Source organism: Candidatus Acidiferrales bacterium, assembly GCA_036514995.1.
Taxonomy (GTDB): Bacteria; Acidobacteriota; Terriglobia; order Acidiferrales; family DATBWB01; genus DATBWB01.
Window position 1 is genome coordinate 35633 of sequence record DATBWB010000012.1, and the last position, 17237, is coordinate 52869.

Annotated in this window: 13 protein-coding genes; 8 read left to right on the forward strand and 5 right to left on the reverse strand. The window is 59.8% G+C overall.

What is annotated here, in order from left to right; genetic code table 11:
• Nucleotides 1-93: 93 nt before the first annotated feature.
• Both VIH17_00815 and VIH17_00820 read right to left on the reverse strand, forming a co-directional pair.
• A complete protein-coding gene (locus VIH17_00815; protein HEY4681774.1) occupies nt 94-1098 on the reverse strand; it encodes an aldo/keto reductase in 1005 nt (334 codons plus the stop codon).
• Nucleotides 1099-1515: 417 nt separating this feature from the next.
• The gene (locus VIH17_00820) at nt 1516-3102 is read right to left on the reverse strand and encodes a S8 family serine peptidase (GenBank protein ID HEY4681775.1); all 1587 of its coding nucleotides are present in this window, start codon (nt 3100-3102) and stop codon (nt 1516-1518) included.
• A 392-nt stretch (nt 3103-3494) separates the two neighbouring features.
• Here VIH17_00820 and VIH17_00825 point away from each other — a divergent pair, with 392 nt between their 5' ends.
• Nucleotides 3495-6062 (forward strand): S8 family serine peptidase, encoded by a 2568-nt coding sequence (locus VIH17_00825; GenBank protein ID HEY4681776.1) that lies wholly within the window; start codon nt 3495-3497, stop codon nt 6060-6062.
• A 296-nt stretch (nt 6063-6358) separates the two neighbouring features.
• Entirely contained in the window at nt 6359-6721 is a 363-nt protein-coding gene (locus VIH17_00830) for a PilZ domain-containing protein (GenBank protein HEY4681777.1), read from the forward strand.
• A 74-nt stretch (nt 6722-6795) separates the two neighbouring features.
• On the opposite strand, the gene VIH17_00835 is transcribed toward VIH17_00830, so the two are convergent.
• Complete coding sequence (locus tag VIH17_00835) at nt 6796-7980, reverse strand: aldo/keto reductase (GenBank protein HEY4681778.1); 1185 nt, start codon at nt 7978-7980, stop codon at nt 6796-6798.
• Nucleotides 7981-8729: 749 nt separating this feature from the next.
• Here VIH17_00835 and VIH17_00840 point away from each other — a divergent pair.
• The 3 genes from VIH17_00840 (at nt 8730) to VIH17_00850 (ending at nt 10788) form a co-directional block, all read left to right on the forward strand.
• Complete coding sequence (locus VIH17_00840; protein ID HEY4681779.1) at nt 8730-9242, forward strand: hypothetical protein; 513 nt, start codon at nt 8730-8732, stop codon at nt 9240-9242.
• 519 nt (nt 9243-9761) lie between these two features.
• The gene (locus VIH17_00845) at nt 9762-10202 is read left to right on the forward strand and encodes a CBS domain-containing protein (protein ID HEY4681780.1); all 441 of its coding nucleotides are present in this window, start codon (nt 9762-9764) and stop codon (nt 10200-10202) included.
• Nucleotides 10203-10209: 7 nt separating this feature from the next.
• Complete coding sequence (locus VIH17_00850) at nt 10210-10788, forward strand: DUF1802 family protein (protein HEY4681781.1); 579 nt, start codon at nt 10210-10212, stop codon at nt 10786-10788.
• A gap of 36 nt (nt 10789-10824) precedes the next feature.
• Here the strand turns inward: VIH17_00850 and VIH17_00855 are convergent, their stop codons facing one another.
• Both VIH17_00855 and VIH17_00860 read right to left on the reverse strand, forming a co-directional pair.
• The gene (locus tag VIH17_00855; GenBank protein ID HEY4681782.1) at nt 10825-11970 is read right to left on the reverse strand and encodes a diguanylate cyclase; all 1146 of its coding nucleotides are present in this window, start codon (nt 11968-11970) and stop codon (nt 10825-10827) included.
• A gap of 322 nt (nt 11971-12292) precedes the next feature.
• Entirely contained in the window at nt 12293-12652 is a 360-nt protein-coding gene (locus VIH17_00860; protein HEY4681783.1) for a PilZ domain-containing protein, read from the reverse strand.
• Nucleotides 12653-13091: 439 nt separating this feature from the next.
• Between VIH17_00860 and VIH17_00865 the strand changes: the two genes are divergently transcribed.
• The 3 genes from VIH17_00865 (at nt 13092) to VIH17_00875 (ending at nt 16342) form a co-directional block, all read left to right on the forward strand.
• Nucleotides 13092-14228: a HAMP domain-containing sensor histidine kinase gene (locus VIH17_00865; protein ID HEY4681784.1), complete on the forward strand. Its 1137-nt coding sequence runs from the start codon at nt 13092-13094 to the stop codon at nt 14226-14228.
• Between the two features lie 35 nt (nt 14229-14263).
• Nucleotides 14264-15712, forward strand: a complete 1449-nt coding sequence (locus VIH17_00870; protein HEY4681785.1) for a sigma-54 dependent transcriptional regulator — start codon at nt 14264-14266, stop codon at nt 15710-15712.
• A gap of 297 nt (nt 15713-16009) precedes the next feature.
• Complete coding sequence (locus VIH17_00875) at nt 16010-16342, forward strand: PilZ domain-containing protein (protein ID HEY4681786.1); 333 nt, start codon at nt 16010-16012, stop codon at nt 16340-16342.
• Nucleotides 16343-17237: the final 895 nt, after the last annotated feature.

Here is a 17237-nt window from a genome sequence, read left to right on the forward strand (position 1 = left end):
TGAAAAGGTATCCCCGCCGAGCCCGGTGGCACCCGCCACCGGGTTCCATTTTCCTCCCCCAGGCAGGTGCCTGGGGGCTCGGCGCCCATAAGTTCACGTTGTCGAAAACAATTTCATCAAGTCCTCGCGGCTGGCGGGCGGGCGCTCGAGCAACGCCAGGTTTTCCGCCAGGTGGTCCGGGCTGGTCATGCCGACGAGCGCGGTGGCGATACCCGGGGTGGAGCGGACAAATTGGAGAGCGCGCTGGGCGTCCGTTTCGAGCCCGCCGAGCGCTGCGCCCACAAAATGGGGCAAGTTGCGCGTCACCTGACCCTGCATGATGGACGCGCTTGCCATAATCGTCACGTCGAGTGCCCGCGCGGCGTCGAGGATGGTGCGCGACTTCCCTGCCAAAGGCTGATTGGCCACGAGAAAGGCCTCCGGCATGGCGAGGTTGTAAGGAAGCTGCACCACGCGGAAATGATGCGCTTGGCCGGCGACGCTGCGGGCCACGTCGGCAATTTCTTCAAGCGAGAGATAATCGTGACTGCGCTCCGGCCGGCGGTAGCCGTCCCAGGTGGCGGTACCGTACATCCGTATCTTGCCCTGGGCGACGGCTTCTTCCAGAGCGGCGAACGCCGCCCGCAGCCGTGCGAGAAATTTTTCGCGCCCGATGAGGGGCAACTGCGTCTCCGGGTTGTGGACGTAGTAGATGTCAAGGCAGTCGAGGCCGAGGTTCCGCCGGCTCCGCTCGAGCTGATCCAGGAGATAGCGAGGGGCCATGCAATGCATCCCGCCGGCAATTTCCTCAACCGGCAGAATTCCGGGACGGATATAGTGCTGCTCGAAGTAGGCGGCGGGGTCAGCCGGCAACTCGCCATCGGGCGTCAAGAAACCGCCTTTGGTCGCCACGATCACCTCTTCACGGGAATAGCCGGCCGCAAAAAGTTCTTTGAGCGCGGCGCCGATCGAGCGCTCGCTTCGCTGGAAGCGATAATTGATGGCGCTGTCCACGACGTTGATGCCGCCTGCCACCGAACGGCAAACCGCTTTCCGGTAAGCCTCATCCGTGCTTGCGTCCGGCTCGCCGAGGTAGGTGCCTAGCCCAAGCGAGCTCATCCACAAACTTTGCTCCTGCCGGAAATGGCCCCGGGCCACGCTGCCCTCGAATCGCGCGGCGTACTTCCTGGTGCCAGCCGGTGTTGCATATCCTGGCTGCATGGAACTCCCCAAATTCAAGCGAAGGTGGAAAAGACACTATACCAGACTCTCAGACCACTTATACTCGACGGTGACAGTTGGGAGCGTTACGAGAGGCGGCCAGCCCATTCGTGCGAGATCTCCAAGTGATAGGGCGGGGCGGGAAAGAAAGGGGTTGGTGGTGCAAGAAATTGTGGGCTAGATAGAAGTCGCACCAATTGGGCAAATTGGGATCAAAAGCTACTCTTTTGAGCGAAAACCCCCGAGCTTCGTCCCTTGCTTGCACCAGCAACCTTGGATGACGTTCTCTGGTCGTTGCTTCAGAGAACGTGCCGGTTAAGGTGCTGGCGTCGCGGCAAGCGCCGCGTCGCCCTGGATCAGCCCCGCTCCAACCGGGTCACAGGCGAAGCTGCCGCACATCGTGTCCCAACTAGGGTTGAAGAAGCCCCCGACGAGGAAGGGCTCCAAGACGCCTACCCGGCTGTCGTTGGCAGCCATGGGAAGCGCAGTGGCCTTCAGGATATTTTCGACATCGGCCTGGGTCAGGTTCGGGTTCTTCTCGATCATGAGTGCCGCCACTCCAGCGGTCAGCGGCGATGAGAAGCTGGTTCCAGCCCAGAAGAAGAACCCAGAAGTTCCCATGGCTCCCCCCGGTGCTACCGTCCAAATGCCGGGGGCCAACACGTCCAATTCCTGCGGGTCCACACCAAAGGGAATGCTACGGGCAGGGATGGCCCGGCTGCTGAAGCCCGCCACATAGGACTGCAACTCCTCGGAGGTGCCGGAACCATCAGGGTCGTTGTCCACATCGCGTGTCCACCAGAAGGCTCGGTTCGGAGCGGCAGGCGTGCCCGGAAGGAACTGCTTAGTCCAGCCGACAGCGCCCACGGAGATGACCTCCGGGAACGCTCCCGGCCAGCTCATCCCGCGCTCACCTCCGTTGCCAGCGGAAACGACGATAATCAGGCCATTGGCGATGGCGTCCTGAATTGCTACCCGCTCCAGGAAAGTGGGTGAGCCGCCGCCGATGCTGATATTGACCGCGAGGGGGCCGACCACGCCGTTGACCTTCAACTCAGTCGCGTAAGCGATGGCGCCAATGATGCGCGAGCTCCAGGTGAAAGCTGCCCCGTTGGGGAATACTTTCAACGGGATGATCTTCGCGCCAGGAGCCACGCCGTCAACGACAAGTGGCGTCCCGAGTACGGTTCTTTTGAAACCGATAATGTGCGACGCGACGGCGATCCCGTGGCTGTTGGTGTCGCGTTCCCACAGATTCGTGGGATTCGAGATATTGAATTCATCGGGCGGCACAAAGTTCTCAGCCACTGCGCCGCCGCCCATGAAGGCCCTGGCGAGATCGGTCCGGACACGGCTTGGGATCAAGAAGTCGCGCCAGTTCTTGATCAAGCCGGTGTCGATCACGGCAACGTGCACACCCGCGCCAGTCTGAGCGATCTCGCGCGGGTCTGGATTCCCGATGCCGGCAAGCCCTGTACCTGACTCCTCGACATCGACGACATCAATGATGTCGCGGTCCCAACTGCCCACATCGGTGAGGTATCGGGGCTGATCGTTCTCCACTGACTTCACGAACGGAAGCCCTTCGATGGCCAGGCGGGCATTGATGCCAGACGGGGTGACGACTATGGTGTTGTAGCGGTAGATCACCCCGTGGACGGTGCCATAGTTGCGTAGCTCGGCCACCATGGCATCGGTCACCCGGCGATTCGCGACCACAATCAATCGGCCCCTTTGCTGGGCCGGTCCTTGGTTATCTTCGGTCAAGATCGGCTGGAAGCCCGCCACCTCGTCGGTTGCGCGCGACGGTAACTGGCCGAGCATGACCTGCGCAAACACGACGATGGTAACGAAGACGACCGCCAGTCCAAATCCCACTCGAGAAAGAACCCATTTGCTCATGATTCGCCCCCCTCTCTACTCATAGGGACATTCTTGATTATGGACTTGCCTGCGGGACAACAACGATACATCACTTGGACGACCGCAACCAGTCCTTTTCGCCGTTCAAGCCCTGCCAGCGGTCGAGCTTTCACATAGCAGTCGGTGTTGCATATCCTGGCTGCATAGGACTCCTAGGACTTGTGGAAACGTGGAATCCACACTATACAACAGAATAACGGACCGCAGGCAATCCCCCGCAAGTTGAAAGATTACCCGGGCCAAGGAGCGATCCCGCTTCCGCTTGACAATGAGAAGAACTGCAGTATGCTATGGAATACCTCGACACTCCGCAGTGGAATCCTGGGGGCACTATGTGCCCAAGTCAACTTATGCCTAGGGAGGCAACCAAGATGATTTTCTCACTCAAGCGATGCGGTAATTTTCTCCTGTTCAGCTTGCTCGTCGTTTGTGTTGCTGTGGCAAGCCAGGCGGCGGCTGCCGAAAACGATGCAGAGGCCGCGGCCGAGCCATCGCTCGAGATGCCTGCGTTGTGGTTCGTGGAGTTGCAAAGCGCACCGGTGGCGGAAGCCAGCGCCAACGATGAAGCAAAGTACCGGGCTAAGCTCCAGCAAGAAAAGCAGGCCTTTCGCGCTGCCGCCGCTGCTGCCGGAATCCAGTTCAAGGAGCGGTATGCCTACGATGTGTTGTGGAACGGGTTATCGGTGGAGATCGCGCCGCGCGACCTTTTGGCTCTCTCGCGGGTTCCCGGCGTGGCTACTGTCTATCCAGTCGAAACCGTAGCGATTCCTGACCCGCCGGTAGCCATGGATCCGGGCGAGAGCGCACCGGAACTCTTAACGGCCATCAAGATGACCGGGGCTGATGACGCTCACGCTGCGGGCATCACCGGAACAGGCGTCAACGTGGCGGTGATGGATACCGGCATTGATTATAACCATCCCGATTTGGGCGGTGGCTTTGGGCCCGGCTTCCGCGTCGCGGGAGGCTTTGACTTTGTGGGCGATGCTTTCAATTCCTCTGGCACAACCCCTGGAGAACTCACTCCAGTGCCGGACCCTGACCCAATGGATTGCAATGGCCACGGAACTCACGTTTCCGGCATCGTAGGGGCCAACGGCACAGTGAAGGGCGTGGCTCCGAACGTCATTTTCCGGGTGTACAAGGTTTTTGGCTGCACGGGAACTACCACGGCTGACATTATGCTGGCCGCGATGGAGCGCGCGCTGGCTGATGGCAACCAGATACTCAACATGAGCATTGGTGCGGCATTCCAGTGGCCGCAATATCCCACCGCGCGCGGCGGCGATAACCTTGTGAACCGCGGAGTGGTGGTGGTGGCATCGGCCGGCAACAGCGGTGCCAATGGGCTCTACTCGATGAGCGCTCCTGGGGTGGGCAAGAAAGTAATCGGCGTGGGTTCGGTGGACAACACCCACCTGAACGCGCTCGCGTTCCGGCTCGCCACGGGCGAACTGGTTGGCTATATCCAAATGAGCAACGCCAATCCGCCTGCGCTCTCCGGCACAGAAGCAATTGTCAACGCTGGCCGGGCCTGCAATGTCGATCTGCCTCTCCCACCCGCTGTGGCAGGCAAGGTAGCACTGATTACCCGTGGACTCTGCACCTTCCGGGAGAAAGCACTCAACGCTCGAGCGGCTGGAGCCACCGCGGCATTGATCTACAATAATGCGCCCGGTATTTTCCAAGGCACGGTGGGAACGCCGCCGTTGGCTTTTCCCGTCGCCAGCCTGTCCCAAGCAGATGGTCTTTTGATTCTGGGCAAGTTACCCACAACGATAACTTGGACGAACCAATTGGTTAGTCTTCCCAATGCCAGCGGCGGACTTTCGTCCAGTTTCACCTCGTACGGGGTCAGCCCCGACCTGGTGCTGAAGCCGGACATCACCGCGCCAGGCGGCTTGATCTTTTCTACGATCCCGCTCGCTCAGGGTACCTACGGACTGAATAGCGGCACCTCGATGTCATCGCCGCATGTGGCTGGCACGGTCGCGCTCCTGCTCGAAGCGCATCCAAATACACCCAGCCAGGTAGTTCGCGACATCCTGCAGAACAGCGGCGTGCCTCGGCTCTGGTGGGGCAATCCCGGGCTCGGGTTGTTCGACAACACCCACCGCCAGGGGGCGGGCCTGGTGGAGATCGACGCAGCCATCAACGCCACCACCAAGGTGACCCCTGGCAAACATTCGCTCGGCGAAACGGAAGGGCTTCCGGTGACGCGCACCTTGCACTTGGAGAACAACGGCATTGGCGGGGTCACCTACGATCTCTCCCACCAGCCGGCGCAGGCAACAGGGCCGAACACCTTCTCGGTCGCCTTCTTCAACGCGCCCGCGACGGTGGCCTTTAGCAGTCCGAGTGTCTTCGTGTCGGCGGGGGGGACGGCCAACGTGAACATGACCTTCACCGAACCGGCCGGGCTGGCCAACCGGGGTCTGTTTGGCGGGTTCATCGTTCTGACTCCGCAGGGCGGCGGCCGGGCGCTGCGTGTGCCATACTCGGGCTTCAAGGGTGATTACCAGTCAATTCTCGTCCTGAATCCGGCGGCCTCCAGCTTCGGTAATCCGCTCCTGCGTCCATCGCCAATGTTTGGGGCAAGCGGGCCGATCACCATCAACCTGACGAACGCCTCGACGGCCGATGACCTGGCGTTCATATTGGTCCACCTCGACCACCAAGTGCGGCGCGTGCGCTTGGAGATTTTCGATGCTAGCACCGGACGGGCTTTTGGTCGTGTGGGTGAATTCAATTATGTCGGACGTAACAGCTTGGCAACCAGTTTCTTCCTGTTCACCTGGAGCGCAACCGACCGCTTTGGCGCGCCGGTGCCCAGCGGCACCTACGTCATCAAATTGTCGGTTCAGAAGGCGCTGGGGGATGATGGCAATCCAGCCCATTGGGAAACTTGGACGTCGCCCGTTGTGACAGTGATTCGTTAGCGGGCAGGCAACTTTGGTCATAACTCTGGGTGCCCTGGCCTGTGCGTCGGCCAGGGCACTTTTCTTATGGGACGGCCTAGCGCCCCGCAGGATGGCCACGCCCCTAATTTCCGCGGGAGTGGGGCGCCGCGGTTTCTGACGGGGCTGGCCGCTAACCAGTTGATGTTGCTTACAAAATCGCGGGCCAATGCTGGCCGGACAGTACTATTCACAGAAAGCATCCTGTGTGCTAGCCTGGCTTGGCTTCAGCGAGTACTCCCAGCCAGAATCCAACCCAGCCCAAAAGTGACGGAACCATGAACCATGTGAAGCAGCGTCGCTATCCCCGCGTTCGTTTCCCGGAGGGATTGCTTTTGGCTTGGCGATCTTGCGGCCGCCAGGAGGTTTCTCGGGCCACCGTATTGAGCGCGGGCGGGATGTTTGTTCCCACCCGCCAACCGGCACCGGTGGGCAGCATCGCGCAGATCATCCTCAAATTGCCCAAAGACGATGTGCGCATGCTGGCCGCGGTGCGCAACGTTCCCGACGGGCATGGGATGGGAATGGAAATTATTTCGATGCAGCCGGTAGCCCGAGGCCGCCTCAAGAAGTTCGTGGAGGCGCAGCGGGAAATGTTGCCCACCCTGAGCACTCTGGCAAGGAACCAGGGTTCGCCCTGAAGGGCTAGTCGCGAAAGCTCGGGAATGGGCTGCGAGACAAGGCAGCGGAAAGCTTCCCGACCAAGGCCGCAGGATCAATTGGCTTGCATGCCGGCTGCGGCCACGCCGGCTTCCGAGAGAACCTGACGGCCTTCCGGCGAATCGGCCGCCAGGCCCTTGAACTGCATCGGCGCCTCATCCACGCCGAAGTTGATCCGGTACCGCTCTTCGACTCGCTCGAAATCTTGACGTGTCAAATCGGCTTTGTCCGGCGCGGCGGCAAATTCCGCCAGTTGCTCCTCGTTGTAAATATTGGGAACCACCGACGCCACCAGCGGCTCGCCCAAGATGAACTTGATGGCTGCCTGGCCGAGGGTCATGCCGCGCCCCTCATGGAGAAACTTCAGGGTATCAATCTTTTTCAAGCCATTGGTCAGCCAACTCTGGGGCCGATGGCTCCGATGATCGGTTTCTGAAAACTTGGTGTCGGCGGTGTACTTGCCTTCCAGCATGCCGGAACTGTGCGGGACACGAATGAGGAACGAGGTGCCGACCGGGCGGCCGGCGGCAATGAGTTGCCGGCCCGGGTTCTGCTCGAGCAGGTTATAGATCATGTGCATGACACCGATGTTTCGCTCGCGGATAGCGGCCACGCCCTCCACCAGCCAGCCAATCGCCGGCCCCAGGGCCACCCCTCCGGCGCGAATTTTTCCTTCGCGTTTCAGCTCGTCGAGCGCCGCAAAAAGCTCGTCGTTGCGGATATCCGCCAGGCGGGGGTTGTGCGCGAGATAGACATCAATGTAGTCGGTCGCGAGTCGTTCGAGCGATTGCTCGCAAGCGAATTTGATGAATTTCCTGGAGAAGTCGTGGGGCAACTCCTGCTGGCCGCGGCGCTCGCCCGGCTGGGAATAGAAATCGTAGCCAAACTTGTCCACAATGGCGATTTTTTGGCGGACGTCGCGGAGGGCCGCGGCAACCAGGGTTTCGCCGCGCCCGTTGGCGTAGGCGTCGGCCGTGTCGAACAAGGTCACTCCGAGGGAGTAGGCGCGCCGCAGGAGCTGAACCGCCGCCTCGTCGGTGAATTCACCCCACCATCCGGTGGAAACCGTCCAAACCCCAAAGCCTACCTCGGATACAGCGACATCCGTCCCCGGAATCTTGCGATAGCGCATGGCCTCTGCCTCGTGCGTGCTGAATTGCCCGAATGCGGGCTTGCCCACCATCAAGCTAGGCGGGCTTGCCTTGACCGGAAGGGGAGATTTTAGCACAGGGCGAACCATCCCTTCCGGGTGAAACCCTCCGGGAGAACCCAGCCGGGACCACGGTGCCACCCAGCCGGAGGTCATGGGTCACAGTTGGATAGCGTGCCCCGATCCCCAGGGGCCACACCAACTACCTTCTTGAAAGGTGAGCGGACGTTTGACCTGACCCCCGAAAGCCCGTCGAACCAAAATGTAGCTCCTCCGGGTATACTACCGCTGGAAAGCGCAGTACGGCGGGCTGGAAGTGAACGAGGCGCGGCAGCTGCGGCATCTCGAAGAGGAGAACTGGCGGTTGAAGCAGATGGTGGCCAATCTGACGCTGGACAATTAGGCGTTCAAGGCGGTGCTGGGAAAAAAGTTCTGACGCCCGCGGCTCGGCGCGCCACGGTCGAAGAGGTGCGCGAGAAGTTTCCATTGAGCGAGCGGCGGGCCTCTGGGGTGGTAGGAGTCAGGTGATCGAGCATACGCTATCGCCGGCGCCGGAGCGGATTTCTTCCCGGCCAGCGGCGTTCTGAACGGCCTTGAAACCTCAGTAGGGATCGTAATCTATTTGAAGTAGTGCCTACCCGGGGGCGACGCCAACATTAAGGTCGTTTGCTTAGGCTTCGCAGGGAAGCCGAGAGCAGAATGTACTTGACCTCAGTTACCGGTTCTGATGGCGGCGATGGGGAGGGTCTGAGATGAAAATGGCAAGCGTTCTTCTCACTTGGATTGGACTTCTTGGAATCTCGGCCGCGCAGGCGCAAGAGCCGAAGCAAGAAGTCGCTTTGTCTGGAGCTCCGGAGGAGCGCACCCTGTTCCCCAAGAACTTCGCCCGCGGCTTTATTGATTTTTCGTTGGCGCCCCCCCACAACGAACCCGATCTGGGCCGCTGCGCCGGGCCGTTCGGCCCGCAGGGAGGAGCCAGCGCGCCTTGCACCGCCTTCGCTCGTTATGTCTGGAGCGGCTATCTAGAACTCCAGCCCGTGGGGCGGGGCCCCCTGCGTCACGTCTTTCTGTTCCTTGAACCGAAGTTTTTCTTCGGGAACAACGTCCCGCAGTACAAATACACCGCGTCGTCCGCGCCGATTGCATTTGAACGAGCCATCGGGGTTGGCCTGAAGTTGCCGAAGAACTTCGAACTCCGGGTCACGCAACACCGGGTGGAATGGCTGGGGCGCTTCGGCCAAGATTTGGGATCCGCCGACCTGAACACGGACGGCCCCTATGGCCTCTATGCCACGGTCGGAGTGCGCTGGTATTTCGGCGGTTGGGGTGGCAGCCGTGGGGGAGCGTGGTAGGGAGCAAAGCGCTTTGGATCATCAGATGACTGCCCCAAAATGGTGCATCCCGGAAGCGTCGGCCCGCATCGAATAAAGCAGATACCATAGACTTGACCGAGGCTCCGTCCCGAAGCGTCGGGATGGAGGAACACAGGGTCCGGCGGCGCTCCCGGGGCAACCTACCCAAACGGAAACCTAGCCCCCGCCGCTGGGCCCTTTCTTTTGCCCGCCCGTTGCTTGCCTCTGCCCTTGCTCCTGGCTAAAACATCGTGCATCCATGCGCCATGCAGGTGGATGTGCTGTTTGAGTTAGACGAGCCCCGATTCTATCGGGGTGAGCGCGAGGCCCGGTTCTCCCCCCAGCCGGGCGGCCAACTCCCGCTTCCGCCTCTCACTCATGCACAAAAACTTCGCCAGGGGGATACGATGTGAGTAGGCTATTCCACGGTCCGGTAAGACTAGTGCCCCCGGCCGTTTTGTGCTATTTTGGCATCTCCCCTCCAAATTCGGCACGGAACTCAAAGCCAGGGAGGTAGCCGTGAGGACCATCCGAAATATCTTGGAGAACCGCGAGATCTTCTCTCTTTCACCAACCATGAGCGCTGAGGAAGCGGCCCGCTACATGGCTGAACGCAACGTTGGCGCAGCCATCGTCCTGGAGCGGGGGCAACTGGTGGGTCTGCTTTCCGAACGCGACATCCTGACCAAAGTGGCGGCCACGGGTCGCGACCCGAAGAAAACCCGGGTCAGCGAAATCATGGCGGAAAATCTGGTCATGGTGGAGGCTGATCGAACCTACGAAGATTGCCTGGCGCTCATGAAGCGGAACGGGATTCGCCACCTCCCGGTCGTGGACAGCGGCAGGCTGCTGGGCCTGGTTTCCCTCCGCGATCTCCTCCAGGTGGACGTGAGCGAAAAGGAAGACGAGATCAAGATGATGCGCGCCTACATCCACGGCGTCCCGCCCGGCAGCCAATAGTCCGCCAATGCGCGCCGGAAGCAATATTGCCCTCAAAGAATGGGCCAGCGTGGTCGCGGCGCTCGCCCGCGGCCAACAGATCTTCCTCCTGCGCAAGGGAGGGATTGCCGAAGAAAGCGGCGAGTTTCACGTCCAGCATCGCGAGTTCTTCCTTTATCCCACCTACGAGCACCAGCACCAGAACCTGCTCCAGCCCGAGTATTGCACCAGTTTGCGCGAGATTTTGGACACCAGCTCGCCCACAGCCGAGTTGGCGGTGGCGTGCTACGGGATCGTCCAGGAATTTCTTGTGGCCGACAGCGAGGAGCGCTTCCTCGAGTTGCGCGAGCACTACATCTGGAACCAGTCGTACATCAAGATGCGCTTCCACTACAAACCCCACCTTCCCCTCTATGTGATCTTTCTTCGCGCCTACCGACTCCCCCAGCCATGGAAGGTTCCGATTCTCCCGCGTTACGCTGGCTGCAAATCCTGGGTCGAGTTGGATCAGGAGCTGTCCACGGCCGGCGCCACCCCGGTGCTGGCCGACGACGACTTCCTGCAGCGGAAGGAAGCGTTGAAAAAGTTTCTTGCCGGAAAAGAGTAGTTGCCTGCCTTGCGGTTGCTCGCCGACGGAACCGATCTAAGGGTGCGCTGCCGCGGTATCGGAGAAGGAACAGCCGACGCGAAACTCCTTCTCGCCGCTCGGCACCCGGTAGATGCGCCGCAGAAAGACCCGCGCCTCGGGCAGGATGGGGACGTGCAACTCGGCGTGGAACCTCTCGGGGAGCTCGATGCCGTCAGTCACCGACAGGGCCAGCCCGCCACGACTCAGATCCAGGACGGCCAGCTTGACCTCGGGGGCGGGAGGAAGAAGCAAAGCGAAGGAGGAGGATTGGCCGAGGGAGATGCGCTCATGGCGCCGTTGTTCTTTGGCCCCTTCAGCGGGCTCTTCCGGCGCCATCATCTCGGGGGGAATGCCCACGCCCGTGCGGACGGCCTCCTTGAGTTGATAGAGGCGCGTGTCGGCCTGCTGGAGCAGCGCCTCCTCGGTCTGGCCTACTTCGGGAAAGGTAGCGATCCCAAAGTCCAAAGAAACCGGAAGATCCAGGCCGAAGGGGCGCGCGGCAGCTTCGAAGTTGGAACGGACGCGTCGAGCCAGGATATTGGCCTGCTCCAAATCCGCCTCCGGCAGCAACAAAGCAAACTCATCCCCGCCGATGCGAAAGGCAGAGTCAGAACTACGTACGGATTTCAGCAACGTGCCGGCGGCGGCCTTGAGAACCTTGTCGCCCATCATGTGGCCATAGCGATCGTTGACCTCTTTGAACCGGTGCAGATCAAGCAACACAAGCGAGAGTTGGGCGCTGTAACGCTTGGCGCGGTTCAATTCCTTGGAGAAATTTTCGCCAAAAAGCCGGCGGTTGTACAGGCCCGTCAAATCATCGGTAGCGGCGTTGATCTGAAGCCGTTTGAGATCTTCCCACTCCACCAGGATCGGCTTGCGGATGAGATTGGCGCGAGTAAGAACGTCGAGCACCACCATACGCAGCGATACCGGGGCTTTGAGCTCTTCCACCAGTGCGCGCCGCCGCTCGACAGTTTCATCCCAGAATTTCTGGCACTGCTGCTCAGAGAGTTCAATATGAACCAGCGCCTTGAAAAAGCGGTGCAGGAAAGGAGCAGCAACATCCGGCGCCGACCCGGCGAGCGTCTCGATCAAGAGTTCGACCAGAGGGGCTTCCGGATAAACTTCACTCCAAGGATATTCAGTTCCCTTTTCAGGCATAATGGCCTAGCAGCCTGCTGAATCAGCCGGAGATGGCGAGTGGCGGGTGGATCGGGATGGAACTCAGTGATTGGTTTGTTCCCGCTCGCCTTGCGGGAGGCCAGTTCAAACCGCCGTCCCGGAGCTTCTTGACTGCCAGCGCGCTTTTTTGTGCACCCTGCTAGGAGATCCCGACGGGCGCTTCACACACCCCCGCCTCTCGTTGCAAGCAAAAGCCATTCCAAGCGGCCAGCGAGATAACTTCAATGGGATGCTAGAGAAGGGCAAGAGGCGTGTCAATCGAAAGAGGCGGGTGAGAAAGGAGCGGGATAAGAGAGGCAAACTATTGCGCAAGCATCTCCTGGCGTACTGAAAGTTCCATATCCTCAAGCGATCGGAGGAATTGCACAGCAAGGAGATGGAATCCTTCGAGCATTCCTGAGCGCTTTACGCGGGCGCGCAGGGTGGGGTTCCCTTCGCTTCCCGGCCACTGCGGCCCAGACGGCACGGGAACCGTCACGTAGAGAAGCGCCTCCAGGGGCACGGGGTGAGAGGAAACAATCAGTGCCCCGATGGAACTAATGTTGAAGGTCTTCTGCAATTCCATGAACTCCTGTCCGTAGGCATCAGTACCCCGAATAAAGACAGGAATCTGTAAGCGAAGCCGCGAGGCGGCGCGCCGTTCATGCTCAAACGCTCCCATAGCCCTCTCCAACCAACCGGGCAAGGGATACTAATGCTCCTAGTACCACCAACCCAACACATAACGGTTTGCAATCACTTGGCCAGTAAGGGCCCGCTGCCGCAGGTCAAGCCTACGTCACGCCAATTCAATGAGATCGGGGAATTGCTCCCCGTCCAAGAAATCACTTCCGGGTACTATAGTGTTGAAGATTTCTGCGTACTAAGGGAACCTGTGTAGCTTTTTGCCTTCAAGCCGCAGAGAATTTCTTGACAAAGGGAAGAACGATACCTATAGTGCTTGCCACAGCCTAGGTTTCTCCGCAGTTCTTACATCCCTGACTTCTGTGGGCGGGATAGGGCAAGTGTCTTTCGCCGCAACGATGATGAGCAGTAGCGTCCAAACCAGCGAAGCGAATGCCCTTCTAAGCGTATTGGGAGAATTTTGGAATTGCCCGGTAATGATCTTGGATTTGGAAGGCAAGGTACTGGCCTATGACCAGACAGCAGCCGATTTCCTGCCTAAGCCGGCTGAGCAAACGACGGGGCGGTGCCTGCTCGGGGAGGGCTTCGGGTTTGACTCGCGTGCCAGCCAGCAGTACCTGGCAGAAGCGCAGGCAACCGGCCACTGCCAACTCCCGTTATTCGGGACGCCGTCGGGCGATATCAGGGTCGAGTTGCGGTCGTCACCGCGAGCCGGCTTCATCCTGGCGCTTTTCCAGAAGTCTCGGCCGGCAGAAGAGGCGGAGGATCCGCAAGTGGTGCGGGCCCGGCTTCGCGAGGCGTTGCAGGAACGCGATATTGCCTACCGGAATCTGCTCTCTGCTTACTTGCGTTTGCAGGAACTGGACCGCCAACGGACGGTCTTCCTCGGCTCCGCCGCCCATGAACTCAAGACCCCTCTTTCGGTGGTCAAAGGCTATCTTGACCTCTTGCTCAGCAGCTCGTTGGGTCCCCTCACCAAGCAGCAAACGCAGATTCTTTCTGAGTCCAAGGAAAGTTGCGAGCGCTTGATCCGCCTGGTCTCAATGTTCCTGAACTACTCGGCGCTACAGAGTGGCCGGCTGGCGCTTAATCTTCAGACCAATGACCTGGAAGATTGCATGGCCGAGCTGGTGGCTCGCTGGCAGACGGCCTTTGCCCGCCAGCAAGTTCACCTGGAAACTCGCAGCACGGACGCCCTTCCTCTGTTTCCCTTTGATTGGCAGAAAGTGCAGCAGGTGGTAGGCAACCTGCTTGACAATGCCCTCCGCCACGGCCCGAGCGGGGGCAAAGTCGTGCTCGCGCTGGAACCGTACTTTTGGGAACGACGCGTTGGGGTAGTGGCGAGGCATCAGGAACGGCGGCAACGAGTTTCCGAGCAGACAAACTCGGCTCACATCTCGGTGAGCGATGTCGGGCAGGGAATCGCCGCTGAATACCACCAAGAAATCTTTGAGGAGTTCGTCAAACTTCACACCGCCAGTGCGATGGGCATGGGACTGGGATTGGCGATTGCCAAGCGTCTGGTGCAGGCCCATCGCGGCAAAATCTGGGTGGAAAGTGAGCCCGGGCGGGGCTGCCGGTTTTCCGTGCTCCTGCCTTTCCGCGCCGAGTAGATCACTGGGGGAGAAGCAGAATCAAGGAGAGATTCATGGCGACCAAGGGAACGGTGCTGGTAGTGGACGATGAACCCAGCATTCGGCGCTATCTTCAGACTTTGCTCGAGGTGGAAGGCTATTCGGTCCTTGCCGCGGCCAGCGGGCGGGAGGCGTTGGAAATCGCTCAAGGAGAGCAGCGGCCTGACCTCGTCATTCTGGACGTGCTCATGCCCGAAATGGACGGGCTGGAGACCCTCCGCAGCTTGATGCAGGTGGACGGCAGCCTGAGGGTGGTGATGCTTTCCTGCTCGGGCGAGGTGGCCACCGTCGTCGAAGCCATCAAGTTGGGAGCCCAGGACTATCTCACCAAACCGTTTGAGAAGAGCGAGCTGGACGCCGCCCTCCTCAAATGCAAGAAACGCTCCGAGCTCGAGAGTGAGAAGGAACGGCTGGAAGAATATTGTGAGCAGATTACCAAGGATCTTTCCTTCATCGCCTCCAGCGCACAGATGATTCGAATCCGCGAGCAGGTTCTCCAGATTGCTCCGGTGGACGTGCCCGTTTTTCTCTATGGTGAAAGCGGCGTGGGCAAGGAAGTGATCGCCCGCATGATCCATCTGCGCTCGTCGCGCGCCAACCAACCCTTCATCAAGGTCAATTGTGCGGCCCTGCCTTCGGAGTTGCTGGAGAGCGAGCTGTTTGGGTATGAACCGGGCGCTTTCACGGGCGCCACCCGCTCCAAACCCGGCAAGTTCGAACTGGCCAACCACGGCACCATCTTGCTCGATGAAATTGCCGAGATGAGCACTCACTTGCAGGCGAAGCTCTTGCACGTCTTGCAGGACCAGCAGTATTCCCGTCTGGGGGGGCGGTCGCTGGTGACTCTGGACGTTCGCGTCATCGCCGCGACGAACACCGATGTTCACGAAGCGATACGTTCCGGCCGTTTCCGGGAAGACCTCTACTATCGGCTTAACGTCTTTACTGTCCATGTTCCGCCGCTGCGCGAGCGCACCCGGGAGATTCCGATCTTGCTGACCCATTTTGTTACCAAGTACAGCAAAAAACTCCAGAAGCATGCGCCGCCTATCTCCGGCCAACTTATTGAAGCCACCATCAATTACAACTGGCCGGGAAACCTGCGCGAACTGGAAAACTTTGCCAAGCGCTACGTCATCCTCGAGGACAGCGAGGCCATGATTCGGGAATTGACCGTGCTGCGCGCTCGGGAAGAGGCTGCCGAACCAGCACCCACGGACGCCAACTCCGTCCGTCCGCCACAAGGGTTGAAGTCGCTGGTGCGCAGCTTGAAAGATCAGGCCGAGATGCAGGCCATCGCTCAAGCTCTGGATCAAACCAATTGGAATCGGAAGGAAGCAGCCAGGCTTCTTTATATTAGCTACAAAGCTTTGCTATACAAAATCCGTCAATTCAACCTCGACCCGGGGCGAACGCCTCGTTCGCGCGGCCCCCGCCCCTCGGTCGAAAAGCTGGCCGAATAGCCGAGCAGTAGTATTACGGTGAGGACTGCCGCGGAGGTTGACTCCCCGGCAAGGTTTTGCAGCTTTTGGTCAGCTTGGGGCGTGGGTCGAGACCCATCGGGGAAGGAACTGCTTCCAGACTTGGCGGGCGTCCCTCTTGCTTCTTCCCTTCTGTTTCCCTGTCATCAAGTTGCAAACAGTGGCTTGCCGCTCGGCCGTTGCTTTTGCCCACCTTCCTTTGGCAAGATAAGTGCAACCCTGTATGCCGATTAGGTGTGTGTCCAGGGCCCTGACGAATCTAGTTCTGGGAGGCATGGCATGAACGAGCGGCGCAACACTCGGCGCTACGAGCTGGCATTTCCGATCAGGCTCCGCCTCGGCCAGGGAGCCCCGCTGCAACCTCGGGAAGGTGTGACACGAGATGTCAGCGCCCGTGGATTGTTCTTCGTGGTGGATGCCGACCTGGCGGTGGGCAGCAATCTTGAATTTATCCTTACCTTGCCGACCAGTGTGACCCAGTCCACCGACGTGCAGGTCCGTGCCAGGGGCAAAGTGGTTCGCATCGAGCGACCCCGGCTGGAAACGGAAGAGGTGAGGGTCGGAGTCGCCGCCGTGATTGAAAGCTACGACATTATTCGCGCCGAGGGATAGTGCCGTCCCAGCCGCGACCAGTCGGAGTGTTTTTTTTCCTCTGCACCGCGGCGGTTTTTCTGCGTTGCTTGACCGGCCGACAGCCTGAATCTTTCCTACCCATCCTGCATCCATAGAAGTGAGGCGATGGGGAGGGAAAAGTGCTCGTCGGAGTACTCATCGGAGCGGTAGGGTTGTTGTTCGTGGTCAGCCTGCTGGATCAGAGCGAGTTCCGCGCCTGAGGCGGGAAGTTCGATTGCCGCGCTTGGCCTTTCTCTCGCCCAGCCGTTCTTAGGGCAACCTGTTCACCTCCGAACAAGATTTCGACATCTCTTCTTGCTGCCCATGGGTTTACGACGCAATCCGGCAGGTCGGAGCCTTCCTTCGTTCGGAAGACTGAAGGGTAGGTTTTCTGTGTTTCCGGTGGCGTGTCGCTATAACGCGAGAAGGTAATGGCAGCGCCGAGAGAAAGTGTTTGCGTTGAGAGCGACAATTTGTCTTCGAATCATGTGCCCAGTCAGAATAACAGACAAATTTTCCGAAGAGGCAGCCCACCAGGAGCACCCGGGTATCCTTGCAATCTATTGAAAAGCCAAGGACTAATTCAGCCTCGGCCGGACCGACCTTTGGCAGCCTTTGTGCTCGACTCATGGCGGAGAAGGAAGCACTGGTTTACGATTACTGGTTGATCTGGACCAGAAGGACTTCTCCAGGGGCCGTTGTGGACGAAAAGGGCGCGGCGACACAACGGCCCTTAATTATTTGTTGTTGATGCGGCGCGCCGAACTTAACGCTCGTCCCAAGCGCGGAAGCCCGTGGGCTGAGCGACGCGATATCGTTCCAGTCGGTGAATTCAGACGTTCCACCCCTCTGCTTGCTTCCGCTTTCGTTCCTTGGCTATTCGTATCTCTCTCGC